This is a genomic window from Paraburkholderia sp. WC7.3g, from assembly GCF_050436345.1.
GTDB classification, from domain to species: domain Bacteria; phylum Pseudomonadota; class Gammaproteobacteria; order Burkholderiales; family Burkholderiaceae; genus Paraburkholderia; species Paraburkholderia podalyriae.
The window spans coordinates 2436256-2462921 of record NZ_JBNDMA010000001.1; the positions used below are offsets into that span (position 1 = coordinate 2436256).

At 58.6% G+C, this 26666-nt stretch carries 19 protein-coding genes and 1 pseudogene; 10 read left to right on the forward strand and 10 right to left on the reverse strand.

All coding sequences use genetic code 11. From position 1 onward, the window contains the following. The first annotated feature begins 449 nt into the window (after nucleotides 1-449). The 4 genes and pseudogenes from OKW43_RS11220 to OKW43_RS11235 all read left to right on the forward strand — a co-directional run bounded on the left by OKW43_RS11220 (nucleotide 450) and on the right by OKW43_RS11235 (nucleotide 4075). Nucleotides 450-1604: a hypothetical protein gene (locus OKW43_RS11220; protein WP_429447241.1), complete on the forward strand. Its 1155-nt coding sequence runs from the start codon at nucleotides 450-452 to the stop codon at nucleotides 1602-1604. Between the two features lie 3 nt (nucleotides 1605-1607). Next, on the forward strand, nucleotides 1608-2405 hold the full coding sequence (locus tag OKW43_RS11225) for an ABC transporter permease (protein WP_429447243.1): 798 nt from the start codon (nucleotides 1608-1610) through the stop codon (nucleotides 2403-2405). After that, nucleotides 2405-3046: pseudogene (locus OKW43_RS11230) on the forward strand (ABC transporter ATP-binding protein); the annotation flags it as partial. The gene OKW43_RS11225 and the pseudogene OKW43_RS11230, both read left to right, overlap by 1 nt. 291 nt (nucleotides 3047-3337) lie before the next feature. Further along, nucleotides 3338-4075, forward strand: coding sequence for a DUF1796 family putative cysteine peptidase (locus OKW43_RS11235; protein WP_429447403.1), 738 nt, complete (start codon nucleotides 3338-3340; stop codon nucleotides 4073-4075). 68 nt (nucleotides 4076-4143) lie between these two features. Here OKW43_RS11235 and OKW43_RS11240 read toward each other — a convergent pair whose 3' ends face one another. From OKW43_RS11240 to cysC, 5 genes are all read right to left on the reverse strand, one after another. Beyond that, entirely contained in the window at nucleotides 4144-6357 is a 2214-nt protein-coding gene (locus OKW43_RS11240; RefSeq protein ID WP_429447245.1) for a glycosyltransferase, read from the reverse strand. Nucleotides 6358-6393: 36 nt separating this feature from the next. After that, nucleotides 6394-7698 (reverse strand): glycosyltransferase family 4 protein, encoded by a 1305-nt coding sequence (locus OKW43_RS11245; protein ID WP_429447247.1) that lies wholly within the window; start codon nucleotides 7696-7698, stop codon nucleotides 6394-6396. Between the two features lie 98 nt (nucleotides 7699-7796). Continuing rightward, a complete protein-coding gene (locus OKW43_RS11250) occupies nucleotides 7797-8948 on the reverse strand; it encodes a sulfotransferase domain-containing protein (RefSeq protein ID WP_429447249.1) in 1152 nt (383 codons plus the stop codon). 315 nt (nucleotides 8949-9263) lie between these two features. After that, the gene (locus OKW43_RS11255; protein ID WP_429447251.1) at nucleotides 9264-10430 is read right to left on the reverse strand and encodes a polysaccharide biosynthesis/export family protein; all 1167 of its coding nucleotides are present in this window, start codon (nucleotides 10428-10430) and stop codon (nucleotides 9264-9266) included. Between the two features lie 281 nt (nucleotides 10431-10711). Next, the gene (gene cysC, locus OKW43_RS11260; RefSeq protein WP_429447253.1) at nucleotides 10712-11350 is read right to left on the reverse strand and encodes an adenylyl-sulfate kinase; all 639 of its coding nucleotides are present in this window, start codon (nucleotides 11348-11350) and stop codon (nucleotides 10712-10714) included. Between the two features lie 337 nt (nucleotides 11351-11687). Between cysC and OKW43_RS11265 the strand changes: the two genes are divergently transcribed. From OKW43_RS11265 to OKW43_RS11275, 3 genes are all read left to right on the forward strand, one after another. Then, entirely contained in the window at nucleotides 11688-12836 is a 1149-nt protein-coding gene (locus tag OKW43_RS11265) for a glycosyltransferase family 4 protein (protein ID WP_429447255.1), read from the forward strand. After that, a complete protein-coding gene (locus OKW43_RS11270) occupies nucleotides 12837-14888 on the forward strand; it encodes a capsular polysaccharide biosynthesis protein (RefSeq protein WP_429447257.1) in 2052 nt (683 codons plus the stop codon). A gap of 378 nt (nucleotides 14889-15266) precedes the next feature. Continuing rightward, nucleotides 15267-15482, forward strand: coding sequence for a hypothetical protein (locus OKW43_RS11275; RefSeq protein WP_429447259.1), 216 nt, complete (start codon nucleotides 15267-15269; stop codon nucleotides 15480-15482). Between the two features lie 119 nt (nucleotides 15483-15601). Here OKW43_RS11275 and cyoD read toward each other — a convergent pair whose 3' ends face one another. The 5 genes from cyoD to OKW43_RS11300 all read right to left on the reverse strand — a co-directional run bounded on the left by cyoD (nucleotide 15602) and on the right by OKW43_RS11300 (nucleotide 21415). Next, the gene (gene cyoD, locus OKW43_RS11280) at nucleotides 15602-15943 is read right to left on the reverse strand and encodes a cytochrome o ubiquinol oxidase subunit IV (protein WP_429447261.1); all 342 of its coding nucleotides are present in this window, start codon (nucleotides 15941-15943) and stop codon (nucleotides 15602-15604) included. After that, the gene (gene cyoC, locus OKW43_RS11285; protein WP_187639287.1) at nucleotides 15944-16549 is read right to left on the reverse strand and encodes a cytochrome o ubiquinol oxidase subunit III; all 606 of its coding nucleotides are present in this window, start codon (nucleotides 16547-16549) and stop codon (nucleotides 15944-15946) included. It abuts the gene before it with no gap. After that, complete coding sequence (gene cyoB / locus OKW43_RS11290) at nucleotides 16549-18570, reverse strand: cytochrome o ubiquinol oxidase subunit I (RefSeq protein ID WP_429447263.1); 2022 nt, start codon at nucleotides 18568-18570, stop codon at nucleotides 16549-16551. The genes cyoC and cyoB overlap by 1 nt, the downstream gene beginning before the upstream one ends. A 3-nt stretch (nucleotides 18571-18573) precedes the next feature. Beyond that, nucleotides 18574-19467: a ubiquinol oxidase subunit II gene (gene cyoA / locus OKW43_RS11295; protein ID WP_187639289.1), complete on the reverse strand. Its 894-nt coding sequence runs from the start codon at nucleotides 19465-19467 to the stop codon at nucleotides 18574-18576. Between the two features lie 391 nt (nucleotides 19468-19858). Next, on the reverse strand, nucleotides 19859-21415 hold the full coding sequence (locus tag OKW43_RS11300) for an NADH-quinone oxidoreductase subunit M (protein WP_429447265.1): 1557 nt from the start codon (nucleotides 21413-21415) through the stop codon (nucleotides 19859-19861). A gap of 685 nt (nucleotides 21416-22100) precedes the next feature. On the opposite strand from OKW43_RS11300, the gene OKW43_RS11305 reads away from it, so the two are divergent. The 3 genes from OKW43_RS11305 to OKW43_RS11315 all read left to right on the forward strand — a co-directional run bounded on the left by OKW43_RS11305 (nucleotide 22101) and on the right by OKW43_RS11315 (nucleotide 26666). Continuing rightward, complete coding sequence (locus OKW43_RS11305) at nucleotides 22101-22835, forward strand: ABC transporter ATP-binding protein (protein ID WP_429447266.1); 735 nt, start codon at nucleotides 22101-22103, stop codon at nucleotides 22833-22835. Then, nucleotides 22825-25404, forward strand: a complete 2580-nt coding sequence (locus OKW43_RS11310; protein WP_429447267.1) for an FtsX-like permease family protein — start codon at nucleotides 22825-22827, stop codon at nucleotides 25402-25404. The genes OKW43_RS11305 and OKW43_RS11310 overlap by 11 nt, the downstream gene beginning before the upstream one ends. Nucleotides 25405-25550: 146 nt before the next feature. After that, entirely contained in the window at nucleotides 25551-26666 is a 1116-nt protein-coding gene (locus OKW43_RS11315) for a lipocalin-like domain-containing protein (protein ID WP_429447405.1), read from the forward strand.

The following is a 26666-nucleotide window of genomic DNA, read 5'->3' on the forward strand; positions in this document are numbered from 1 at the left end:
GCAGGTCGAGCATTACCGATAGAACACATAGACATACATGCGTCCTCGGCCCCCGGGCGACCTTGGTATCGTTTGAATTGTGCGACTGGCCTTAAGCAAGGAGCGAAGAATACAACATTACGAGGTAAAAAATAACAACGGTTGTAAAATTTAAGAAATTTGTTGGAAGGATACGAAGGTGGATGGCGCAGGCCCTATAGGGTGGCTACAATCAGCCGCCCTTGCTCTATCGGGTAGGCATACGCCAATATTTGCCAACCAAGAATTGCCACGTTTAGTTTGCGCCTGCAATCCTTGGCGAAATATCGCGTAAGAATTCATAGTGGCCCACGTAAAACGTTTGCGCCCATTTGGGCTGCAGGTATTTTGCGGTGCTCTCGATCTTTCCCACTGCTTCGCCAGAGAGGCAGAGAGGGAATTGAAAGAACTACTCAAAGTTGGATAAGACGTTGGAAACAGTATCTAGCAAAAATGCGGCGCCGCCGTCCCCGGGAAAGAAAAAAAGCCTACTCGAGCGCGTCAAAGGAATCGACCGGCTCTTTGCGTTGACGGTGGTCGCGCCTACCGCCATCGCCGTAGTCTATTTTGGATTGATTGCGTCGGACATTTACGTGTCGGAGTCGCGCTTCGTGGTGCGCAGCCCGCAGCGACAAGCTCAAACGAGCGTGGTAGGCGCGCTATTGCAAGGGACCGGATTCTCGCGCGCGCAAGACGACACCTACTCGGTCATCGACTACATCCAGTCGCGCGATGCGCTCAAGGAACTGAACCGGGGCAACTACATTCTCAATGCCTATGGTAATCAGGGCGACTTCTTCAGCCACTTTTCAACGGGCATAGACAGCAGTTTTGAAGCGCTGTGGAAGTACTACAACAAACGCATTGTCTCTGTGGATCTCGATTCGACCTCGGCGATCGCGACCGTGCAGGTTCGCGCGTATACCGCGAGCGATGCGGAGCGAATCAACAAGTCGCTGCTGGAGATGAGCGAGCGCTTGATTAACCGCATGAACGAACGGGCGGCTACGGATACTGTGCAGTTCGCACAAACCCAAGTGGACCTTGCGGCGAACAAGGCGAAAGACGCTGCCGCTGCATTGGCTGAATATCGTAACTCATACACGGTCTTTGATCCGGAAAAGCAATCGGCATTGCAGTTGCAGCAGGTTACCAGCCTGCAGGCACAGATGTTCGCCGCACAGACGCAGTTGATCCAGTTACAATCGATCGCGCCGCAAAATCCGCAGATTCCAGTTCTGAAGACCAGCATCGCGACACTTGAAAAGCAGATTCAGACAGCTACGGGCGGCGTGACAGGTGGAAAGAATTCATTGTCCGCAAAAGCGGCTGCGTATGCGCGGCTGCAACTCGACGCCGAATTCGCCGACAAGCAATTGGCGTCGGCAATGGCGGCATTGGAAAACGCCAAGGCTGAAGCACAGCGCAAGCAACTCTATCTGGAGCGGCTCGTCCAGCCAAATCAGCCCGACGTCGCCATTGAACCGAAGCGCATGCGGGGAATCATCACGGCGTTTATCCTAGGACTTGTTGCGTGGGCATCGCTAAGCCTATTGCTTGCCAGCGTTCGAGAACATCAGGACTGAGTCATGCCGGACAATAGGACCGCTTCGCTCTCTCGCGCCCTAGTCATTCAGGCGCGTGTTATCTTCGCCTTGATCATGCGGGAAATCATTACGCGCTACGGACGTCACAACATCGGCTTCGCTTGGCTTTTCGCCGAACCGATGCTGTTCACCATGGGCGTCATGGGCCTGTGGACTATTGTGCACGATGTCAGTTCCGGCCATAGCGTCAACGTAATGGCGTTCGCGATAACGAGCTATTCCACCGTGCTTGTATGGCGAAACACCATCGGTCGATGCACCCTCGCCGTCGAGCCTAACGCCTCCCTTCTCTTCCATCGAAACGTTCAGGTCATTGACCTTTTCCTCGCGCGCATTGTTCTAGAAATTGCGGGAATCACGCTTTCCATGGTCGTCCTCGTATCATTGTTCGTGGTGACAGGACTCATCCTTCCGCCGGCGGACATGTTGACGATGGCGGCCGGCTGGGGGCTACTAGCGTGGTACTCGGCTGCAATGGGGCTGCTGATCGGCGGCATTTGCGAATACAGCGAAATGGTGGAACGTTTGTGGCATCCGATCGCATACTTTCAATTGCCGGTGTCCGGAGCGTTCGTGATGGCGAGTTGGCTGCCTCCACGAGTGCGCGACATTGTCATGCTTTTCCCGGTTCCGAACTGTGTGGAACTGTTCCGCTTTGGCTACTTCGGACCGTCAATCAAACCTTATTACGATGTCCAGTATGTCGTCATTGTTTGCGCCTTTCTGACGTGGATGGGACTGGCTGTCATGAAAGACATCTCATCGAAAGTGGAACACTGATGCTCAACTTGCGCGACGTGAGCAAGCAATACCGGACCAGGAACGGCCGGCGAACAGTTTTGAATAACATTCAACTTGCAATAGGCAAATCCGAGCGCGTTGGCATTTTGGGGCGAAACGGGTCAGGCAAGTCCACCCTGATTCGCCTCATTGGCGGGTCGGAACTGCCAAGCTCGGGACAGATTGACCGAGGTATGACGGTGTCCTGGCCGCTCGCATTTTCCGGCGGATTCCAGGGCAGTCTGACCGGACTCGACAACCTTAGATTTGTCTGCCGCGTCTACGGGGCATCGTATGACGATGCACTCCCATTTGTCGAAGAATTCACGGAGCTCGGCGATTATCTCCGGGAACCAGTGAAAAAGTATTCGAACGGGATGCGCGCCAGACTCGCATTCGCGATGTCGATGGCAATTGAATTCGAATGCTTTCTGATCGATGAGGTCATTGCGGTAGGTGACGCAAGCTTCCAGGCGAAGTGCCACCACGAACTATTCGAGCGACGGCGCGATAGAGCGATGATCATGGTGTCACACGATCCGCAAATGATACGCGAGCATTGCTCACGCGCGTGCGTGCTCGAGCGCGGAATACTGCGTGAGTTTGCGGACGTCGACACCGCATTCGATTTTTACTACGAGGCGACCGGTCAATCAGAGAAGCGAGCCTTCGTTGCGCCGCCGTTAGCGCCTAAAGCCGTTCTGCAGCTAGTAGCCGCCGAAGCTCCACTCGCGCAGACAAAGCCGTCCAACCACATCACGGACCTAGTCTTGCCCGCCCATCAAATGACTAAAGAGAAACAGAACGAACGGATCATTCAGGCTTTCTATCGTGCACTCTTGGGTCGAGAACCTGAGCCGAGCGGGCTGCAACATCACACCGAACTCTTGGCTCGGCACGATTCCGAATCCGCTATCGAGCAGACGCTGCAAATGTTTTTGGCCAGCGAAGAATCGAAAAGCCATTTCAAGCGTAAGGTACTTGTCGCTTTCCCGGATAGCACAGCGAACACGCCCAGGTACTTCGACAATATCGTCAGTCTGGGCACGCACTGCTACACGAGTACCTTCTTAAAGCGCTTCGGACTGAAGAAGTTCTCTTCGGCGTTCGACTGGACGTTTGCCAGCCCATCGATGATTGCGCACGCGGTCGAAGACAATTTCCAGACTTTCCTGGACAGACAGTACTACGCCCCCGTCCCTGTGGAAGAGCGTCGCGACGGTCCCGAAGTGAACCGGGTGCAACATGTGTTCTACCAGGAGAAACATGGAGTCGACTTCGTATTCAATCATCACGATGTGCACGAGTCAACTGACTACGCCTATTTGACACGGTGCGTCGACCGGCTCCGCTTATGCCTGAAGAATGGGGCAAGCACCCTGTTCCTAATGATTCGCCGTGAAGATGAACATTCAGATCACGATTTCGACCTTGTTCAAACCGCCCTGAAACGCGCCGCACCAGACTGTGCATTCGTGTTCGTAGCGGTTGCGCGTGGCAAGACCAAAACCGGTGTTCCGAGCGTCACAGTCTCCGCGAAAGATAGCCGTTCCGCGATGTACCGTTTTAGTGGGTCGTCGGATTGGCAAACGCTGCAATTTGCCGATTCACTTGATGAAATCAGCCTCTTTCGCACAATTTTCAAGGATTTCCGGCCTAGCACGGTGTGACCATTGGAGAAATGGGCGGCGGCCCATCAAGCCGCCGCCCAGCGCTTCGACAAATACAGGCGTCGCGATTACAGAATCAACATGTCCTGACGTTCACGAATGTCGAGCCGGAACTCAAAATCATCCGGATCGCACATACCAATGCCGCAGAGTCCAACGCCAATCACGCGATTGTCCGCGTCTTCTGACGATTCGGACAAGGACACCAGAACCTTGTGATCGAAGACCATTACGTTGTATTCGCCCGCTTCTTCCCGCAAGACCAGCCATGATTTGCGCACCGTGAAACGGACAAAGCGGGTCTCATGGGATTGTAGCGATACCTCGCCGACTACATGTGAGCCCAATCGAACCGTTACTTCAGTCGATTCAGGACCGCAGACGAGCTTCAGATAGACGAGAACCTCATCGTGGGCAAGGTGGCTCGCCGGCGAGAACTTGAACGCCAGCTTCGCGTTTTTGTTACGCGCCCACGTACCCCACGCTTCGACAGGGTGCCAAGACAATTCGTGACGTAGCATCTCCGCAACGGCACGATCAGGGCCCGCGTCCACGTGGGTCTTCGCGCCAAAGTCGTAGAAGACGCCCGGTTCGATTTGCGCCACTGCCGGCCCGCGCGAATCCTTGCGGGCCGCGGAGAAATGATCCGTCACCCCACCCACGAGATCGTGAAGCACTTCGACCCATTCCCGCGGCTTGAAATCGCGGGCGATTTCAGCCTCTCGACGCACACGATATTGATCGTCAAACACGAGCTTGTTCAAACCACTGACAATGTCGGGTACTGAATCGTTATCAAAGTAGTCGGCGAACCGGGAACCCGCTTCCGGCAGCGATGAATTATTTGCACTCAGACACACCTTTCCGAAGCTCAGGCTTTCGGTGACCGGCAGGCCCCAGCCCTCATAATGGCTGGCATATACAGTGAACAGGCAACCTTTGTAAAGCGCCGCAAGCTCGTCATCCGAAATGCCCGAAAGAAGAGCAATCTTGCTGGCGAGTCGGCTATCTGCTTCCAGCAGTGAACTGGCCTGATCGAACAGCCATCCCCGTTTGCCAACGCACACGAGCGTCGGCGTAGCATCTACGCCGTGCGCGGTCATCAGCTTCTTCCACGCCTGGAAGACGCCTACGTGGTTCTTTCGGGATTCGAGCGTGCCCACGAAAAGCACATACTTGCCGGCCACAAGGCCAGAGTCGATCAGAAACTCCTGACCGCCCGAGGGGATGTCGGTGCGTGCGAATTCGGCGTCGAGTCGCACGACTTTCGGTTCGAACTGTAGTGCAAAGCGTTGCTTGCCGTACTCGATGACATCGTTCTTGGTATTGGTCGAATTAACCGCAATAAAGTCCGCCTGAAGCATGACAGACTCAATCCATGCCTTGAACTCTTCGACCAGCCCCTTCGAACAGTGTTCCGGCGTAAGCAGCGGGATCAGATCGTGCACAAACGGCACATACCTCAAACCGAACCGCTGTTTTGCGTGACGCACGTAGGTGCCATAGTCCTTGATCCACCAGGACGTACCCACATTGATAAGCGTCGAGTTCTGCGGAAAACGGATCCGTGCTTTCATCTCCAACATCTTCAGGAGATGATCGACCGCCGAAATCCAGACTGGCTCTTCGGCGCCGCCCGGGAGCGACGAGAGATCGCACAGTCGTCGGAAAGCGATAGGATCGAGTTCCACCCAGAAATTCTTGCCATCCACAAACGCACACGCGCGCAGAGGCACGTCGGACTCCGACTCCTGAGCGGCTTTAAACAGCTCGATTTGTACCCGCTGAATTCCTGTGGGAAATCGGTTGTGCTGGAAATACTGAACGAGGTCGCTGTAGTCAAAGTAAATCGGCGAACTTCCCGTAGAGCCTGAAAAAGCGACGGAATCCGTGTGATCCGAGTGTTTCTCGAGGTACTCTAGTACGATCGGATCGCGCGAGCCGAATTTCGCCGCTTCCCGGTAATACTTGAGTGCGTTAGTCACGTCGTGTCGCACAGAAAACAGATGGCCAAGTTGAACACTCGTATCGGAATTTTCTGGATTTAGGTCCAAAGCGCGCCGATAGCTTTCCTCAGCTTTTCCAAACATGCCAAGTTCTTTCTGCGAATGACCGAGCTGAACCCAGATTCCATCTGCTTTTGGATTGATCTCAAGTGCATCGCGATAGTGAGCAGCGGCGCGATCCCACGCTCGCTCGTCGCGGGCGGCATCACCGAGCCTCGTTTTATCGGAGAACAACTGCTTTTTACCGTTCTGAAAGAAAGACAACCCCTGTACCATGAGTCAAATCCTAAATAAGTAAAGTAGTCAATTCCATTAAAACGTTTTTTGATACATATCGAGCAGCTTCTCTCGATACTGTCCGGGACCAAACGTCGTAGCCCGTTCCAAGCCGGCAATTCTCAGGTCCTCTCGCAAACCCGCGTCTTGGTCGAGCAAGCGCAGTCCTTGGGCGATCGCGGACACATCGTAAGGATCGACACGCACACTAGCCGAGCCGGCTATCTCCGGCAACGACCCTTCGGTAGAGCACAAGGTCGGAGTGCCGAGTTGCATTGCCTCAAGAATCGGCAGGCCAAAGCCTTCGTACAAGGAAGGAAATACCACGGCCTTTGCCGAACGAATCAGACTTACAAGGAAAGGACGAGGTGCATAGTCAAAGATATGAATCCGCTTGCTCAGACTCGGTCGCTGCTTCAGCATGCCATTGACCAGTTTCATTTCTTCATCCGATTTCCAGGCAAGCGAGCCGACGATCACCAGCTTCGCGTCCAACCGGGTTGAAAGAAACGCCTCAATAAGACGTCCCACATTCTTTTTCGGCTCGATGGCCCCAAAGAAAAGGAAGTAGCTACGAGGAGCCAGACCATAAATACCCTCGACCTCCAATTCTGTCTCACGCTGACTCTTGCGATCGAAAGTGCCCGCGGTCTCAACCGCTTGATATGTGTTGGTAATATCAGATTCAGACGCGCCGAACAAACGAATAATGTCTTCCTTCGACTTCTCCGAGACGGTGCAAATATGGTCCCCGCCTTCAATGCAGCCTTTAATCATCCGGTGATAGTACCGCTTGTTATCCAACGTCGTGTAGGGAAGTCGCAGGGGAACGAGGTCGTGAATTGTGTAGATGTTCGGTATGCCCGCCGCCTTGATCGGCATTGGATACGTCCAATGCATCACATCCGGCGGATTGGGAAAACGTACTTCTAGAAATTTTTTGTATCGTTGGAAATAGCGTCGCGCAATGTGAAACAGATCGTCGATGTTGAATACTTCGGATTCACGCGGCAGACGCCCGGCGAAACGTCGAGTCTCTACGCTGCCAGTTAACGGGATCCCCACCGCCTGATATCCCATCGGGGCGATGAATGGCTCTTTCGCCCACGCCAGCGTCTGCGATAATTTGCTCCTTCTACGCGAAGCCCCGCCGAGGAAATCGAAGAACGCTATCTCACGTAGTAATTCAGGGGTCCGCGGTGAGATCGGAGCTCCGTACAGCGTCCAGGTTTTCCATCTCATATCCTGGATGCTATTGGCCAGATTTCTCGCATAAGTAGCCACCCCTGTCCCGTGTTGGAGAGCGAGATTGTGTCCATCGATTGCAACAACGCGACCCATACCGGTTTGTTCCTTAGACTTCTATGTGAAACGACACGCCGACAACGAACGAAAGAATCACTTTTCAATTCATCAACGCAACCCCACTTGCGAACGCATCACTTCGTGCTGTGCTCGCTGCCCAACGCCTGAAGATATATCTGCCGTGCCTCGTCATAAATGATAGAGTCGAGCTGCGTCAACTCGGCGATTGCCCGGTCGAGTCCCGGCGTGCTGCTGACCTCCGGCAAACACTTCTTAAAGAAAAGCTCTGTTCCAATCAACTGATTCACCGCGTGATCGTGACGCGGATTCAGGTCCGGCCTTTTCAAAATGTCTGCAAGCATCGCGGTCGATCTCGCGAAATCGTCCTGCATGCCGATAAATGAAAACTCATTTAACCGCTCACGAGCCGCATGCCTGAACTCCTGCAGGATGCTGACTTTGTCAGCCTGATCGGCCTCGGCGGCCTCCATTCTCGTAGTCCAATGCATCCAGCCGCGCTCCCCCATTACGGCCCATGCAATGTGGTTCCACGTTTCGTATTCCCGCCATGACGAGATGGTGCGACAAAACTCTTCCATCCCAAGTTGATTGGCCAGCGCCATTTTCTCGTGGAATGATGGATGATCCGACTCGTGCGCTCGCCAAAATCTGTAAAGTGAAACTAAACGCTGCTTCGGGTCTCTAAGGAAGGTAACGACCGAAATCCTAGATTTGGGTATGTACGAGATCGAATCGTAATTGAAATGCCCCAAAAATAGTCTGTACTGAGCCAACTCAGCCGCAGATCTTAGATATAACGTGTCAGCGTGTTCGCGATAAACCGGTTGATCACTGAAGGCATCGGTGATCATGTTTTGCAGGGATGTACCGCCCGTTTTCTGAATATGCAGGAAAACCGTAACCGGGTCGTCGCGCGTTAGAGACGGATGGGGGAGCACATACGGAGAAGATCGCCAGCGCCGTCGGCATTCACCCGACTCCATCACGATACTTAACACGTGCTCGATGCCATTCTGTGTAAGAAGCAGTGGCGTGTAATGGCCAATCGCTTCCTCTTCCGGCTCACGCCCGAGAAGAACCTTGAATATCGCGCGTATCAACTCGGGCGCGAGAGTCTCGAGACATCGCTCCTTTAACCTGCCTTGAAAGTGACCGCCGTCCACGGCGACGCAATCGATCGTACGCGCAAGCTCGTCCGCCATCCATGGTTCGATGGCTGCCGCGAGGCGAGCCCGTGTCTGCTCGTCACGAAAAATAGTTTGCACTAAGACGTTCGCGAAGGGGGCAGGGATTTCCATAATGAAGAAATAAGAGAAATATCGGTGATACGTAGCGCCACGTTCATCGCATTTTGGCAATGTCGCAGCTAGAACTTGAAACGCTTGAATCTGTTATTGCCTACTAGTGGCATTCCCAATAATGGATTGGTTATGTTCTAGCAGTCGTGCGTTCACGATCGTCAAACAAAAAGCACCACGGCGAATCCCGCCCACGTGCTCCCAAATCACGAAACGTCGGTTGCGATGTCGCACTGAAGTGGAAAAGCCAGATCGGCACGGCGCTATGCCGCTCGCGATTCATTACCTGAACGTCTGAACGCCGGTCACAATCGGATAAGCTACGGAGAAAACTACATTCAAGAACTTCTGAACTTCAGCAATCGGCGCGTTGGACACATACAGCAGGTCTTTGTTGTCCATCATGAAGCTCTGCGCTACGAAGAACGAGTTCGGGTCACGCAGATTCACGCGATACACGACCGGCACCTTGCCGTCCGCAGTCGTACGTACAGGCGTAATCGGCCACGGCAACGCTTTTGCATCCTCGAGACGGAAAATAAACACGCCCTGAGCATCCGAACGGGAGTCTTCCAAACCGCCGGCACGCGCCAAACCCTGCGCAAGCGTGATCCCTTGCGCTTCGAAATTGATTTCCTGATTCTTGCCGGTCGCGCCGAGCGACGTAAAACTAAACGGCTGGAACAGCGCCGTCACCACGTCGCCCGCATGCAGCGGCACGTTCTGACGCGGATCTCGAATGACCGTTTCAAGCGGCAGCGATGCCACCGCGTCGCCACGCGTGACCTGAATCGTGATCTTGTCGACTGGCTGCTTGACGCCACCAGCAAAAGCCAGCGCATCGAGCACGCGCTCGCCGCGCGCGCTCAGAGGCATCCGGTTGCTGCTTGCCACATCGCCGACAACGGTCACGTACGAGGTCGCGTTTCGCGAAAGCTTCACCAGAACTTGCGGATCGTGGGCGATATTCTTCAGGCGCGCGGTGATATCACGCTGCAATTCCGTCGGAGTGCGCCCCGCCGCTTTCAATTCACCCGCAAACGGCACATTGATTTTGCCGCTGCCGTCGATCGTCTGATCGGGCAGTACGGTCACACGCGCGTTGCTTGTGCCACCCTTCGAGTCCAATTGCGCAGCGCCAAAAAGCGTGGCGGGCGGCGCTTCCCAGATCGATACTTCAATAGTGTCGCCCACACCGAGTTGCTGTTGGAAAGCGGTTCCATTACCCAGCGCGGTAGCGAAGTTGCCAACGATACGTTCGGCGAACAGCTTGCGGGCGACATCATCGGTCACATCGACAATCTGGATTCCTGTCGGATTGGCGGGAGCCGCGGCGCCGCTTATCTGCGAGCTGCTGGGACCGGAGGTCGGAATGCTAGAGCAACCAGAAACCGCAACCGCGCCACATACGATCGCGGCGAAAATTACACAACGAGACAGACGCGACATTTATGGTGACGATTAGTAAGTAATTAAAGCTCGGCGCGGATTGTCTCATGCTCTGGGCCTGAATTGCGCAATCTGACGAAAATCCCACACAACAATCACGAAAAATTCATCGCCTGCGTCGCGGCTATCAAGTTTCAAGTGGAAATGACGATTAACGAAAGTGAGAGAGATATCAGCAAACGTTTGCAATTGACGCCAGTGCTCCAGCGCTTGTTTGGCCCTACGTTGATCAACAACGTGACATCGATTCGCCCAACAGCGGACACACAATTTCCAGTAGCTTAGGCATAAACAGCTGTCTCGCGCGCGCCGCTGGCATCTTCGCTCAGCGGCCCAAGCGCCAGCAGGATCTGTCGCAACGCATCGTTGGGTGTCGTTTCAGAAGTATTCAAGCGCAATTCAGGGTTCAGCGGTGTCTCGTACGGCGAATCAATGCCAGTGAGCTTCGCCAACAAGCCGTCTCGGGCTTTGCGGTACAGCCCCTTGGGATCTCTCGCCTCAACGACGTGCAGAGGCGCGTCGACATGCACTTCAAAGAACTGTCCGCTTGAAAACAACGCTCTGGCAGCATCACGGTCGGCGCGGAACGGGGAGATAAACGACACGATCACGATCAACCCTGTATCCACCATCAGCCGCGCAACTTCCGCAACGCGACGTACGCTTTCGTGCCGACTAGCGTCAGAAAAATCGAGGTCGTTATTCAGGCCGAGGCGAAGGTTGTCACCGTCGAGAAGCGCTGTGTGGTGGCCCGCAGTATGCAACTCCTTGTCCAGCATTCGCGCCAGCGTCGACTTTCCAGCGCCCGACATGCCAGTCATCCAAATGACCATCGGGCGTTGACGTTTTATCGATGCTCGCATTGCAGGTGTAATCAAAGCAACGGTCGGAACCACCGGACCGATGTAACGTGTTTCCATTTCTCTCGGATCTATTTTTGCGTGTATGTAGCAACACGACGTTAAAGGCACAACTATCGCCTGGTTCGCGCCCCCACCCAACTGCAATCGCAACTCCAATGCGCTGTGGCGCCCCCCACGCAACGATGCGGCGCGGCGTCAACACCGCCGCACGGAGCTTCGATTCGGGCGAACGATATCGCGCCCACAAACCTACCGTTGTCTTACTGAGTTTTTACAAACTGCCGCCGCGAATTCTCTCACGCACTCGGGTAAAATGTTGCGTTGTAATAAAAAAGCCACACCGTACAGATCAGATGTGTCTTTGCGGCAGATTACGAAACCACTACGCCTTCCCGTGTCAAAGCTCTTCTTGGACGTCACGCGCCTTCTAACGCGCCTTTACGATGGGCTTCTGCCTACAGGTGTCGATCGCGTCGGTCTCGCTTACATTGAAAACTACGGCGCAAATGCCCGCGCGATCCTCAGCGAGCGTGGCTACTCCACCGTGCTGACAGAGAGAGATTCCCAGCAAACGTTTGCATGGATTTTCTCATCGATTCGCAATAGAAACAAAATCCGCGCATTAGTCGCTCGCGCCTGCCTTAATCGCCTAAGAGAATCAAGACTCAACGGAATACTGTTGCACACAAGTCACAACGGGATGGAATTCGGCCGCTATTACAAGATGATGTCAAAGCGTCAAATTCACCCCGTATTCATGGTCCACGACTTAATCCCGTTGACTCACGCCGAATACTGCCGCCCCGGTGTGGACGCCACGCATCGCAATCGCATGCACACGGCGTTGAGGCACGCAAGCGGGCTCATCATGAATTCGCAAGCCACGCTCGACTCCCTCGCTGCCGAAGCCGAACGCGCCAACCTTCCGCTTCCACCGACAGTCGTCGCTCACCTCGCCTCCGGCGTAACCCCACGCCCACTCGCGCCGCGCCCGATCGCCACACCGTACTTCGTGATGCTAGGCACGATCGAGCCGCGCAAGAACCACTGGTTAATCCTGAACGCCTGGCGCCGCCTCGTCGAACAACTCGGCACCGCAGCACCAAAGCTCGTGGTAATCGGCCGACGCGGCTGGGAATGCGAAAACGTCATCGACATGCTGGAGCGCTGCGAACCGCTAAAAGGCGTAGTAATAGAAGAACCCCACTGCTCCGACGAAAAACTGCACGCGTATCTGCAACACTGCCAGGCGCTGCTGTTCCCCTCCTTCGTCGAAGGCTATGGCATGCCACTCGCCGAAGCACTCGCGCTGAAAGTACCGGTACTCGCTAGCGATCTCCCTGTCTTCCACGAAATCGCCGATAACATTCCCGACTATCTGGATCCACTCGACGGCCCCGGCTGGCTCGCGCGCGTTCAGGCCTACGCGCAGCCGAATAGCCCCGAGCGCGATGCGCAGATAATCCGCATCGAACGATTTCGCGAGCCGACGTGGGCGGAGCATTTCGAACGCGTCGACGCCTTTCTGGAAACGCTGCGCTAAATGAAGCAACGCGTCATCGCCAACGAACAGGCATCCTCGAACCTCGCAATCGATCTGCACAGTCTTACGCGCGGTTTTCGCCTGTGGAGCGGACTCCGTCAACGGAGCGTCGAGCATGTATGGATCGACCGTTGGTATGGGCGCATTGCCTTACGCGTCGCAGTTCTACTCCGCAAGCACATCAACGCCGCGTGGCCCGGACCGGTCTGGTCGCGTGGACCGTCCGGCACGCCGCTGTTGTCATGGTTTTCGATGCCGCTTGCAGATGCCAGCTCCGAGACATTCGCCGCCGCGCTGAACGAAGCACTCGCGACCGCAACAGAACAGAATCGCCGTTCCCAAACCGCATCCCAATCGCAACGATTGATGCGGCGGTTCGCGCGCACTAACGCATCGTCAATACGTGACTCGCAATCCTGCTGCCCCGTCGCGCTACTCGAGCCACGAAGCAAGGAACGCGTACTGCTGATCGACGAACGCGTCCGCTCAAAAGGATCTAGCGCAATCGCAACACGCCATTCGTCCAAAGCATTTGCGCGAATGGTACAAGCCGCGATAAGCGCCCATCCGCAAGCCGAATTCTGGATCGCTCCATCCACCGATCCAGCACGAGGCCGCTGGCTGTCCGCATCATCGGAACCGATGCTGCCCGCCGGCACGAGGCGTTTCACCGACAACGAATCGCTGTGCGCTGCCCTGCCTCACGTCGATCACGTCTATACGCTGGGGGCGTCGGAAGGCATGCATGCTCTGTTGGCCGGCGCGCGCGTCCACGCATTCGGCGCACCGTACTACGCGGGCTGGGGTCTGACGCATGACGCCCAGCCCTTGCCGAACCGAACTGCGCGCCCCACGCTGGCCACCTTGTTCGACGTGGTGTTTGTCCGCTCGACGCGCTATCTGAATCCGTCCACGCACGCACCCGGCACGCTCGACGATCTGCTAGACAGCATCGAGTTACAGCAAGTGGTCCAACTACGCTTCGCCGATCTGCACGCCGTCGCGGCACTGCGTTTTCAATGGTGGAAGCGCCCGTTCGCGACGCCATACATCACGGCGGGCAATTCGGCATTACGCTGGACCGCCGAACCGCAATCGGTGCAATTCCACGAATGTGCGGTACTGTGGGGCGCGCGCAGCGCAGACGGCCTCGCGCCGGAAGTTCATCGCGTCAGAATCGAAGACGGTTTCTTCCACTCGACGGGCCTCGGCTCCGACATGATCGCGCCGCGCAGTCAGGTGATCGATCGCCGCGGTCTGTACTTCGATGCGAGTCAGCCGAGCGACTTAAGCGTGCTGCTCAACGACACCGAATTCAGCGACACCGAGTTGGCGCGCGCCGCGGCGCTTCGCAACAAGGTCGTGCAACTCGGCGTCACGAAGTACAACCTCGGCCGTCGCCGCCCTATCTGGACGGCGCCGGCCGGCAAGCAGATCGTGCTGGTCCCCGGCCAGGTCGCCGACGATGCATCGATCCGCCTCGGCACGCGCGCCATCGGCACCGCCGATGCTCTGCTGCGCGAAGTGCGCCGCCTGCGTCCCGACGCATTCGTCGTCTACAAGCCGCATCCCGATGTGCTATCAGGCAACCGCAATGGACTGATCGACGCACAGCAGCTCGCGGACGTCGTCGATACGGAAGCGGACCTGCTGTCGCTCGTCGATGCGGCGGATGAAGTTCACACGCTATCGTCGCTCGCGGGCTTCGACGCGTTGTTGCGCGGCAAAGCGGTGTTCACCTACGGTCTGCCGTTCTACGCCGGCTGGGGACTCACCCACGATGCGCTCGCGCCGCTGCCGTGGCGTCATCGCACGCTGACGCTCGACATGCTGTGCGCGGGCGTGCTGCTGCGCTACCCGCTGTACTTCGACTGGAAAACGCGCCTCTTCACGACGCCGGAAGCCGTGGTCGAACAACTCGCACCGCAAGCGGCACGGCCGCTGGAAAAAGTACGCGGCAACCGGATGCGGCCGCTATTAAAAGCCTTTCGCTGGAGTCTCAATGCGATTCGCCACCTGGGCTGGCGCTATCGTCAGTACTTCGCGCGATAACGCAGCACGAACAGCACGCGATCGGGTCTCAGCACCGTTTCACTCGCCAACCGAGCAATAGGTATGCGGCGCCGTCGAGACGTCATCACAAACGCCTCGACGGTCCTGGTCTACTCGCGTTGCCGCATCCCCGTTGTTGAATCTTCGCTCTGTCGGCGTTTCTCTCAGGTTCTCTTTTTTTGATACAAAAAATATAGCGGTTTGCGCGAGATCGCGCAAGTGCGACGTAGAGCGTCTGCGCACTTGGACTTCCATCACCTGTCAGACCGGCCTTGCCCATCGTCACGAAAAATTCTTCAACTTTCGTCGATTCATGCCGTTATTCCGCTCGTCACTCAGGGCTTGATCCAGACTCAGACGGGGAACGGAATCACACCGTTGACGGGCATCGATAGCTGGTCGCAGAACACGCCGGTTGCGCTGGGTGGCGGTCAATATTCGGTGCAGCTGAGCGCGGGTGTCAACGAAAACGGCACGGCCGAATGTTCGAGTTGCCAGTTTGCCGCGCAGACTCCGGGCTCGATCCGCTACGCGGCGCTGCAATGGACCAACAACGACACGCTGTATATGAACGCGTGGCGTTACCAGTACTGAAGACGCTTAGATGACCAGAAGAAAGTAGGTGGAGTAAAAGCGAGCCGATAAATGACAGAAGCCCCGCAAGAACCTTCATTCTTGCGGGGCCTCTCTTTTCGGGCTAAAGCGTTATCCGCTTAGCGCGACATCATGTTCATGCTGACGTTATGCATCACCCACAACGTGCCGCCAACCACGATCACCGCGGTCAGCACGGTGAACGCAAACGCGGTCACGTTCCAGCGCTGCGACGACGACGTGTTCATATGCAGGAAGAACACCAGATGCACGAGGATCTGCACGAACGCGAGGCCCGCGATCGCGAGCAACGCGCTTTGGCCTGTCAACGTGCCGGTCATCACGAGCGCGAATGCCGCGACGGTCAGAATGACGGAGAGCACGAAGCCCGCCGTATAGCTGCCGAAGCTGCCGTGGCCGCCTTCCGAGTGTGCGCCATGGGCGCTATGACTATGGTCCATTTAGATCACGCTCGCAAGATAGACAAAGGTGAAAACGCCGATCCACACGACGTCGAGGAAGTGCCAGAAAAGACTCAGGCACGTCAGACGGATCATGTCGCGTTCGGTCAGGTCGCGATGACGCATCACCTGCAGCGCCAGCACCACCATCCAGATCAGGCCGAACGTCACGTGCAGGCCGTGCGTGCCGACCAGCGTGAAGAACGACGACAGGAATGCGCTGCGGCTAGGACCCGCGCCTTCGGCGATCAGGTGCGAGAACTCGCGCATTTCCAGCACGAGAAACGCGAGGCCCAGCAGGAACGTCACGCCGAGCCAGCCGAGCAGCGCGCCCTTGCGGTTCTTGTGCGCGCCGAGCATCGCGAAGCCGTACGTGATACTCGAGAGCAGCAGCATCGTCGTTTCCAGCGCGACGCCCGGAATCTCGAACAGATCCTTGCCGCTCGGGCCACCCGCGAACTGATGGCTCATCACCGCGAACACCGCGAACAGCGCCGCGAAGATGATGCAGTCGGTCATCAGATACAGCCAGAAACCGAACACCGAGTGCGACGGTACGTGGTCCGGCGCGAGTTGCGGCTCAACCGCAATAGTCTTTTGTAACATCAGTCCACCTCCAGCGCGACCTGCTTGCCGACGCTTGCGCCGACACCGGCCACGGCACCAGCACCGCCGTTGCGTTTGTCTTCAATCAGCGCGACAGTGTCGGCAGGAATGTAATAGCCGTCGTTGTCCATGAAGCTGTAGATGATCACGGTGGCGATCGCGCCGACCGCGCCAACGATCGCAAGCCACCAGATGTGCCACACACCAGCAAAACCGAGCACCAGCGAGAACAGACCCACCAGCAGACCCGCGGACGTATTCGACGGCATGTGAATGTCGCGATACGCCGGCACCTTCTGCGCACCCTTGCGCGACTTCATTTCGGTGAACGCGTCGAGCGAGCGGACCTCCGGGATGTGCGCGAAGTTATAAGCCGGCGGCGGCGAGCTCGTCGCCCATTCCAGCGTACGACCGTCCCATGGGTCGCCCGTCAGGTCGCGGTTTTGCGCCAGGTTGCGATCGCGGATGCTGACGAACAGCTGCAGCAACTGGCAGGCAATACCGATTGCAATCAGCACCGCGCCGAACGCGGCGGCGATCAGCCACGGATGCCAGGTCGGGTTGTCGTAGTGATTCAGACGACGCGTCATGCCCATGAAACCAAGCACGTACAGCGGCGTGAACGCAACCCAGAAGCCGATCTGCCAGAACCAGAACGCGGCCTTGCCGAGCTTCTCGTTCAGCTTGAAGCCGAACGCCTTCGGGAACCAGTAGTTGAAGCCGGCCAGATAACCGAACAGCACGCCACCGATAATCACGTTGTGGAAGTGAGCGATCAGGAACAGGCTGTTGTGCAGCATGAAGTCCGCGCCCGGAATCGCCATCATCACGCCGGTCATACCACCGATCGTGAAAGTAATGATGAAGCCGATCGTCCACAGAACCGGCGTCGTGAATCGCAGACGGCCCTTGTAGATCGTAAACAACCAGTTGAACACTTTGACGCCGGTCGGAATCGAGATGATCATCGTCGCGATACCGAAGAACGCATTCACGTCCGCGCCCGAACCCATCGTGAAGAAGTGGTGCAACCACACGAGGAACGACAGCACCATGATCGTGCAGGTCGCCCACACCATCGTCTTGTAGCCGAACAGCGGCTTCTCCGCGTAGGTGGCGACGACTTCCGAGAAGATACCGAACGCGGGCAGGATCAGGATGTACACCTCGGGGTGTCCCCATGCCCAGATCAGGTTCAGGTACAGCATCGCGTTGCCGCCGGCATCGTTGGTGAAGAAGTGCATGCCGAGGTAACGGTCCAGACCGAGCAGTGCGAGCGTGACGGTCAGGATCGGGAACGACGCCATGATCAGCACGTTCGTGCACAGCGCGGTCCACGTGAACACCGGCATCTTCATGAACGACATGCCCGGTGCGCGCATCTTCACGATGGTCACGAAGAAGTTCACACCGGTCAGCAACGTGCCGATACCGGAAAGCTGCAAGCTCCACAGGTAGTAGTCGACGCCGACACCGGGGCTGAACTGCAATTCGGACAGCGGCGGATAAGCGAGCCAGCCCGTCTGCGCGAATTCACCGATCACCAGCGAAATGTTGATCAGGATCGCGCCGATTGCCGTCATCCAGAAGCTCAGCGAGTTGATGAACGGGAACGCGACGTCGCGTGCGCCGATCTGCAGCGGCACGATGAGGTTCATCAGACCGACCATGAACGCCATCGCCATGAAGAAGATCATGATGACGCCGTGCGCGGTGAAGATCTGGTCGTAGTGATGCGGCGGCAAAAAGCCCGGGGCCAGGTATGACAGCGCCAGTTGCATACGCATCATGATCGCGTCGGCGAAGCCGCGCAGCAGCATGACGAAGGCAATGACGATATACATGACACCAATCTTCTTGTGGTCGACCGAGGTCAGCCATTCGGTCCACAAGTAGCGCCATTTGCCGAAATACGTGATTGCGCCGAGTACGGCCAGCGCGGCGAGGATCATCCCCGCGCCCGCCGTAACGATGATTGGCTCGTGATACGGGATCGCATCGAGCGTTAGTTTTCCGAACATGCGTTACCCCTTAGGCGCACAGTTGGCGTCCTTCACGTTGTCGAGGACGTTGCCGTTGTTGTAGCGGGCGATGATGTTGTTGAACAGCTTCGGATCGACCGTCGAGAAGTACCGCACCGGGTCCTTTTCGCTCGGCTCGGACACCGCGTGATAGCGGTCCATGTCGAGACGGTCCGACGACGCGCGCACCTTCGCGACCCACGCGTTGAAGTCTTCAGGCGAGCTGGCGAGCGTGCGGAACTTCATGTCCGAAAAGCCCTTGCCGCTGAAATTCGCCGCGGTGCCCGCGTAGTCGCCAGCGTGATCGGCGATCAGGTGCAGGCGCGTTTGCATGCCCGCCATCGCGTAGATCTGGCCGCCCAGCTGCGGGATGAAGAACGAGTTCATCACCGTGTCAGACGTAATCCGGAAGTTCACCGGGGTACCGACCGGAATCGCGAGCTGGTTCACTGAAGCGATGCCCAGATCCGGATAGATGAACAGCCATTTCCAGTCGAGTGCGACGACTTCGACGTTGATCGGCTTGACCTGCGATTCGAGCGGGCGATACGGATCGAGCTCATGCGTCGTCCGCCACGTCAACACGGCGAGGAACAGAATGATCAAAGTCGGAATCGTCCAGACGACGACTTCAACCGCGGTGGAATGCGTCCAACCTGGTTGGTAGTCGGCGTTCCTGTTTGACGCGCGGTAACGCCACGCGAAAAACAGTGTCATCAGAATGACCGGCACCACGACGATCAGCATGGCCCACACCGAAGTCGCGATCAGATCACGCTCCGCGAGTCCCACACTCCCCTTCGGATTCAGAATATCGAGGTTGCTGCAACCCGAAAGCAGCAACATGAGGCTGGCGGAAAGGAAACTTGCCGGCCTTCTCAGCGTCCGTCCTTTCATTTCCATTGCCTCGTTTTTTTGACTTCAACGAACGTCATTCGACGGCTCTCCAGTAATAAGCGCTCGCATAATAGGGGTGGCACCGAATTCCAGTAAACACTCGATTCAGCAACGAACTATTGCTTCACAACGCAGTGCGACACGTTGCCGCATTTCCTGCACACCCTATTCACCAGCGTCGTTTGCGACGCTCCAAAAACGAAGCATCGAAAAGTTGACGCGTCGCAAAGTCCCTTGAAAACAAGCGCTAAAAAATCGCTGGACGCGCAGCGATTCCAAGCACTACGCCACGCATACGTTCACAACGGGATCGATAGCGACGCGCAAAAGCGCAAGAGCGTCGCCGCATCCTGACGCGCGGATGCAACAACGGCTCTTGCGCTTGGTTCTTTTAACCCGGCGTGTGCGCGGCGACCGATGCCGCTCCGGGCGCCGCTGCCTGCAGATGCTGGCGGGCTTCCGCCGGCACGGCGTCTGAAGGAAGCGCCGTGCGTTCCGATTGCGCGAGCAGCGTGCCGACCGACGGATCGATCGCATCGGTGAACGGCTTCGGATCGACGCCGATCGCGAGCACGAGCAGCGACATCGCACCGAGCAGCACGAACTCGCGCTTGCCGAGGTCTTTCAGCTTCGCGACGCGCGCATTGGCGATCGCACCGAAGATCACGCGCTTGTACATCCACAGCGTGTAGGCCGCGCTCAGAATCAACGTGGTCGCGGCGATCGCGCCGATCCAGAAGTTGAAGCGGATCGCGCCCATCAGCACCATGAATTCGCCGACGAAACCCGACGTGCCCGGCAGACCGATGTTGGCCATCGAGAACAGCATCACGAAAGCGGCAAAGCGCGGCATCGTGTTGGCGACACCGCCATATTCGGCAATCGATGCAGTTTTCGTGCGATCGTAGAGCATGCCGGTGCACAACAGCATCGCGCCGGACACCACGCCGTAGGAGATCATCTGCACGATTGCGCCGGACTGGCCGAAGCGATTGAAGACAAACAGACCGAGCGTGACGAGGCCCATGTGCGCGACCGTCGAATACGCGAGCAGGCGTCGCATGTCGGTTTGCACCAGTGCGAGCAGGCTCGAATAGATCACCGCGACGAGCGACAGCGTGATCATCATCGGCGCGAAGAAGTGGCTCGCTTGCGGCGCGATCGGCAATGCGAAACGCAGCAGACCGTAGCCGCCGATCTTCAGCATGCCGATCATCACCGCGGCACCGGTCGGGCCGTCGAGGTGCACGTCGGGGAGCCACGTATGCAGCGGCCACATCGGCACCTTCACGCCGAACGCGGCAAGAAAGCCGAGGAAGATCAGCGCCTGGGGCACCGTGTCGAGATGCGCTTCGCGCCACACGGCGAGGTCGAAGCTGTGCGTCTGGCTATACAGATAGAGCATCGACATCAGCATCATCAGCGAGCCGAGGAATGACACGAAGAAGAACTTCACCGCGGCATACGTGCGGTTTTTGTGACCGTACGTGCCGATCAGCAGATACAGCGGGATCAGCGTCGCCTCGAACGCAATGAAGAACATCATGCCGTCGAGGGACGTGAACACGCCCTGCATGAAGCCCGACAGCATCAGGAACGCGCCGAAGTACTGCGCGGTACGCTGCGTGATCGACTCCCACGATGCGATCACGATGATGATCGTCGTCAACGCGGTCAGCGCGACGAGCCACAGCGAAATCCCGTCGATTCCCACATGCCATGCGATATCGAATGTCGGCGACCAGCGGACGTTCTCGACGAACTGCATCGAGGTCACGTCGTTACGGAAATTCGCCACGAGCGGGATCACCGGCAAGAAACCCGCCACCGCGCCGATCAGCGCGAGCCAGCGCGTGCAATTACGCGCCGCGTCGGACCCGGCACGCAGAACCACGAATCCGGCGACTATGGGGATCCAGATGAGAAGACTTAGAAGAGGCAATGGCATGTGCTCTGTCGAAACTTGAAGTACAAAACGCCCCGTCAACGCCCTCAAAAACAGCAGGCGTTGAAATGGAAATGTAAGTTGGAGTTCGCTGAAATTAACGCGCGAAGGGTTTCCCGCTACACGTTTACCCGCAGCCGAATGACCAAGGGTGGGAGATTACCAAGATAAGATAAATTTTGCATCGCAACAGCGTGAAAATCGGCGCCACAATACATTGTTGCGACGGCGACGCTTGCAAAACGCATCGAAATGTGCGTTTGCACATTGTTACAAAGCCTTCCGGCGATCTTGATCATTTGGCCGCAAAAGCTGGCAATTACCAGGAGATTGATGGCTTTTAGGCATTTGGCGTCCAAGGGGCTCCGCTCGGCTGGAACGGATCATGCTGTGATGTTTTGTTTGACTGCCGCGGACGTCCCGCAATCACGCAAAGATTCGCGCTGTCGACGAGAAAAAAATTTTGTGCCGACACTACAGATCGACCCGTGAGCGAGGTGGCCACGATGCCGAGCGCCTCGATCGAGGAGCGCTGAAACTGAATCCTTCCCGGCCCGAATAAACTTCCATTTGCCTTACGACAAAACGCGCCGCGACATGCTACTTGCTGCAGAAAATCGCGCGGAGAGGCACACTCATTTCGCCCGGCCGGCTCCCCTCGCCCGGCTCCTTTTCCGGACCTGCTCGCATGACCCTTCGTGACGACGTCGCCGTACCCGCCCTCGAATGCCGCGGCCTCAGCAAGCGGTACGGCACCGGCCGCATCGTGCTCGCGCAGCTCGACTTCACGCTTGCGGCGGGCGAGTTCGTCGCGATCATGGGCGACTCGGGCGTCGGCAAGTCGACGCTGCTCAATCTGATCGCCGGACTCGACCGCGCCGATAGCGGCAGCGTGATGATCGACGGACGCGCGGTCGAGCAACTCGACGATAACGCCGCGACGCGTCTGCGTCGCCAGAAGCTCGGCTTCGTATTCCAGGCGTTTCACGTGCTGCCGCATCTGACGCTCGCGCAGAACGTCGCACTGCCACTGCTGCTCAATGATCTCCCGACGGCGAGCGCGCTCGACATGCTCGCGGCAGTCGGCCTCGGCGGACGAGGCGACGACTTTCCGCGCGAGCTGTCTGGCGGTGAGCTGCAGCGCGTGGCCATTGCACGAGCGCTCGTGCATCGTCCGACGCTGCTTCTCGCCGACGAACCGACCGGCAACCTCGACCCCGCGACCGCGCACGACGTGCTCGGCCTGTTTCGCGCGCAAAGCAAGGCGACCGGCGCGGCGACGATCATGGTCACGCATTCGGAGGCCGCGGCCGCCGTGGCCGACCGCGTGTTGATCCTGAGCGACGGCGGTCTGCACGCCTCGCGCGATAAAACCGCGAACGCCGCGCATGCGGCGACCCGCTCGACCGACGATGCCCGCTGATCCTGGTCCTCTGCCGAGCACACCGGGATCTCGCGTTCTCGCGCGCTGGCTGTTGGCGGCGGAATGGCGCAGTCATCGCGGACGCGCACTCGTCGCAATCGCGACGATCGCGCTAGGCGTCGCGCTCGGCTACGCGGTGCAATTGATCAACAGTGCAGCCTTCAACGAATTCTCGGCGGCCGCACGCAGTCTGTCCGGTGAAGCGGATCTGCAGGTGCGCGGCGCGCAGCCTTTCGTCGACGAGTCCCTCTATCCGCGACTGGCCAATGAGCCGGGCGTGGCGTTGGCGAGTCCCGTGCTCGCGCTCGACATCGCGGTGCCAGGGCACAGCGGTGCGCTGCCGGTCCTCGGCATCGACGCCTTCAAGGCGCGCCGGATCACGCCCGACCTGATCGGCGTGCCCCCGCCGGACCACCCGTTCGACATGCTCGCCTCCGATGCGATATTTCTGTCGACAGCCGCCCAGCAATGGCTGAACGTGAAAACCGACGACCACGTGACGCTGCGCATCGGCACATCGGATCTGCGTCTGCGCGTCGCGGGCGGGCTCGTGCGCACGCGGCCGGGTCAACGGCTCGCGGTGATGGACATCGCCGCCGCGCAATGGAGGTTCGGCAAGGTGGGCAAGCTGTCGCGCGTCGACGTGCAGCTCGAACGCGGCGTCGATCGGCAACGCTTCAAACGCGATCTTCAACAGCAGCTCGGCAGCGCGTGGGTGGTCGCCGAGACGCGTGATACCGAAAGCCGCACCGATCGCCTGTCGCGTGCTTACCGGATCAACATGAACGTGCTCGCGCTGGTCGCACTGTTCACGGGTGCGTTCCTCGTGTTTTCGACGCAGGCGCTCGGTGTCGTGCGACGCCGCTCGCAATTTGCGATGCTGCGCGTGCTCGGACTCACGCGAGCTCAGCTATTGCGGCAGATCCTGCTCGAAGGCGCGCTGCTCGGGTTGCTCGGCTCGTTGTGCGGACTTGCGCTCGGCTACGCGATGGCCAGCGGTGCGCTGCGTTTTTTCGGCAGCGATCTCGGCGGCGGCTACTTTCCGGGCGTGCAACCGCGAGTCGGCTTCGAGCCGCTCGCGAGCGCGGTGTTTCTCGCGCTCGGGGTCGCGGTGTCGGTGTTGGGCAGCGTCGCGCCCGCCATCGACGCGGCGCGCGCACGGCCGGCCGTGGCACTCAAGGCTGGCGCCGAGGAAAGCGCGTTGGCGCGGCTGGCGACGCCATGGCCCGCGCTCGGCTGTCTGCTGGCGGCCGCCGCGCTGACACGCGTGCCGCCGTGGTTCGACGCGCCGATCGCCGGCTATCTGGCGGTTGCGCTGCTGCTTGTAGGCGGCATTGCGCTGATGCCGCGCGTAACCGCGCTGATATTCGGCGCGGTGAGCCGCGCGCGCGGCACGCGACGCCGCATGGCCGCGACGGGCACGCTCGCGATTGCGCGTCTCGCGAATGCGCCGGGGCAAGCATCGATCGCGATGGGTGGCGTGTTGTCGAGCTTCGCGCTGATCGTCGCGATGGCGATCATGGTGGCGAGCTTCCGCGTGTCCGTCGACGACTGGATCACGCGTCTGCTGTCCGCCGATCTGTACGTGCGCGTAGCGTCGGGCGGCAATAGCGGCGACAGTGGCGGCTTGCGGCCCGACGAACAGACGCGGATCGCGACGGTGCCCGGCATCCGCAATGCCGCGTTCGCGCGCATCACACATCTGACGCTCAATCCTGCCCGCCCGGACGTCGCGCTGCTCGCGCGCGAAATCGACGCAGCCGATCCGGGCGCGAATCTGCAGATGACCGGCGCGGTGCTGCCGCCGTCCGCGCTTCGCGCCGGTGACATACCTGTTTGGGTCTCCGAAGCAATGATCGACCTGTATGGGTATCGGCCGGGCCAGCGAGTTTCGTTGCCGCTTGGCGAGCGCGGCCAGCTGTTCGTCGTCGCCGGTGTGTGGCGCGATTACGCCCGGCAGAGTGGCGCGATCCAGATACGGCTCGCCGACTATCGGCGGCTGACCGGCGACGCCACCGCAACCGATGTCGCCGTGACCGTCGAGCCGGGCGTGAGTGTCGAACGCGTCGTCGCAAGTTTGAAGGCGCTGCCGTTCGGCGCGTCACTCGAGATGTCGCAACCGGGTGAAATCCGTGCACGCACGCTGGTGATCTTCGACCGCAGTTTCGCGGTCACGTATCTGCTCGAAGCGGTGGCGATCGTGATCGGATTGTTCGGCGTCGCCGCGACGTTTTCCGCGCAGACGCTCGCGCGCGCCCGCGAGTTTGGGATGTTGCGCCACGTCGGCGTGACGCGCGCGCAGATTCTTGCGATCCTCGCGTCGGAGGGCGGTTTGCTCACCGCATGCGGCATTGCGCTCGGTTTCGCGCTTGGTTTCGCAATCAGCCTGGTTCTCGTGTTCGACGTCAATCCGCAGTCGTTTCACTGGAGCATGTCGCTGCATGTACCGTGGCTCGTGCTTGGCACAGTCGCGTTGGTGATGCTGGCGCTGTCGTGCTCGACGGCGGTGGTCGCGGGACGCGGCGCGGTATCGGTGGATGCGGTGCGCGCGGTGAAGGAGGACTGGTGATGCGAGCTGAGGGGCGTGCCTGGCGAATACGGTTGTTGTGGTGGCATGGCGTGGCCGTTCGCGGGGCCTGCTCTGCGCTATGTGCGTGCGCGACGTGGATCGCGCGCAAGCACAGCGGGTCATCGCAGCGGAGCCTTCAGCTCTTCCTGCCAGGCCTGTTTTGCGTTGGCATAGCTGCTGTGTCGACGTCTTTTGCCGCTAGTAGTAACTCATCTGCATCCACCCTGGCCGCCTTCGCGTCAGTCACGCCAGACCATCCGATCTCGTTTCCGCAGGACAGCGGTGCCCATCCGGCTTTCCGCACCGAATGGTGGTATGCGACCGGCTGGCTCACGACGCCCGATAACCGACCGCTCGGATTCCAGATCACATTCTTCCGTTCGGCGACCGGTCACGACTCCGCCGATCCCAGCGGCTTCGCGCCGTCGCAACTGATCATCGCGCACGCTGCGTTGAGCGATCCGGTCATCGGACGGCTCGTTCACGATCAACGCATCGCTCGCCAGGGTTTTGGGCTCGCCTACGCGAAGCCCGCGAACACCGACGTCAAACTCGACGCATGGAAAATGATTCGCGCCGCGGACGGTCACTACGACGTCACCGCCGACGCAAGCGGATTCGCGCTACATCTCCAACTTACGCCAACGCAGCCCCCGCTGATTCAGGGCGAGCGCGGCTACTCGCGCAAAGGACCGCGGCCCGAACAGGCGAGCTACTACTACAGCGAACCGCAACTCCGCGTGACGGGCACTGTGGTGCGCCCAGCCGGGGGTGGAAACGACACGACGCGCAATACGGCAGTGACGGGCACCGCATGGCTGGATCACGAATGGTCGAGCACGTTGCTCGATGCCAATGCGGTCGGATGGGATTGGCTCGGCGCTAATTTGACGGGCGGCTCGGCGCTAATGGCATTCAAGGTGCGGAGCCGCGATGGACATGCAGTATGGGCCCACGCGACGCTTCGCAAACCCGATGGACAGGTAACGAACTTCGGCCCCGGTGAAGTCGACTTCACGCCGCGTCGCATGTGGCTCTCGCCGCGCACGAATACTTCGTATCCGGTCTCGATGACGGTTAGAACCGGAACGCTGGCATGGCAACTCGATCCGCTGATGGACGATCAGGAACTCGATTCACGACAGTCGGCTGGGGCGGTGTATTGGGAAGGCGCGGTCCGGGTGCGTCAACAGAATGCGGATATAGGGCGCGCCTATCTGGAACTGACGGGTTACGCGGATGCACTGCGGATTGGAAAGTGA

Excerpts from the sequence above, each read along its gene's own strand:
- cyoC (WP_187639287.1), bottom strand. The coding sequence starts at position 16,549 with ATGTTACAAAAGACTATTGCGGTTGAGCCGCAACTCGCGCCGGACCAC.
- cyoD (WP_429447261.1), bottom strand. The coding sequence starts at position 15,943 with ATGGACCATAGTCATAGCGCCCATGGCGCACACTCGGAAGGCGGCCAC.
- OKW43_RS11225 (WP_429447243.1), top strand. The coding sequence starts at position 1,608 with ATGCCGGACAATAGGACCGCTTCGCTCTCTCGCGCCCTAGTCATTCAG.
- OKW43_RS11305 (WP_429447266.1), top strand. The coding sequence starts at position 22,101 with ATGACCCTTCGTGACGACGTCGCCGTACCCGCCCTCGAATGCCGCGGC.
- cyoB (WP_429447263.1), bottom strand. The coding sequence starts at position 18,570 with ATGTTCGGAAAACTAACGCTCGATGCGATCCCGTATCACGAGCCAATC.
- OKW43_RS11245 (WP_429447247.1), bottom strand. The coding sequence starts at position 7,698 with ATGGGTCGCGTTGTTGCAATCGATGGACACAATCTCGCTCTCCAACAC.
- cyoA (WP_187639289.1), bottom strand. The coding sequence starts at position 19,467 with ATGAAAGGACGGACGCTGAGAAGGCCGGCAAGTTTCCTTTCCGCCAGC.
- OKW43_RS11235 (WP_429447403.1), top strand. The coding sequence starts at position 3,338 with ATGTTTTTGGCCAGCGAAGAATCGAAAAGCCATTTCAAGCGTAAGGTA.
- OKW43_RS11270 (WP_429447257.1), top strand. The coding sequence starts at position 12,837 with ATGAAGCAACGCGTCATCGCCAACGAACAGGCATCCTCGAACCTCGCA.
- cysC (WP_429447253.1), bottom strand. The coding sequence starts at position 11,350 with ATGGAAACACGTTACATCGGTCCGGTGGTTCCGACCGTTGCTTTGATT.
- OKW43_RS11240 (WP_429447245.1), bottom strand. The coding sequence starts at position 6,357 with ATGGTACAGGGGTTGTCTTTCTTTCAGAACGGTAAAAAGCAGTTGTTC.
- OKW43_RS11300 (WP_429447265.1), bottom strand. The coding sequence starts at position 21,415 with ATGCCATTGCCTCTTCTAAGTCTTCTCATCTGGATCCCCATAGTCGCC.
- OKW43_RS11255 (WP_429447251.1), bottom strand. The coding sequence starts at position 10,430 with ATGTCGCGTCTGTCTCGTTGTGTAATTTTCGCCGCGATCGTATGTGGC.
- OKW43_RS11310 (WP_429447267.1), top strand. The coding sequence starts at position 22,825 with ATGCCCGCTGATCCTGGTCCTCTGCCGAGCACACCGGGATCTCGCGTT.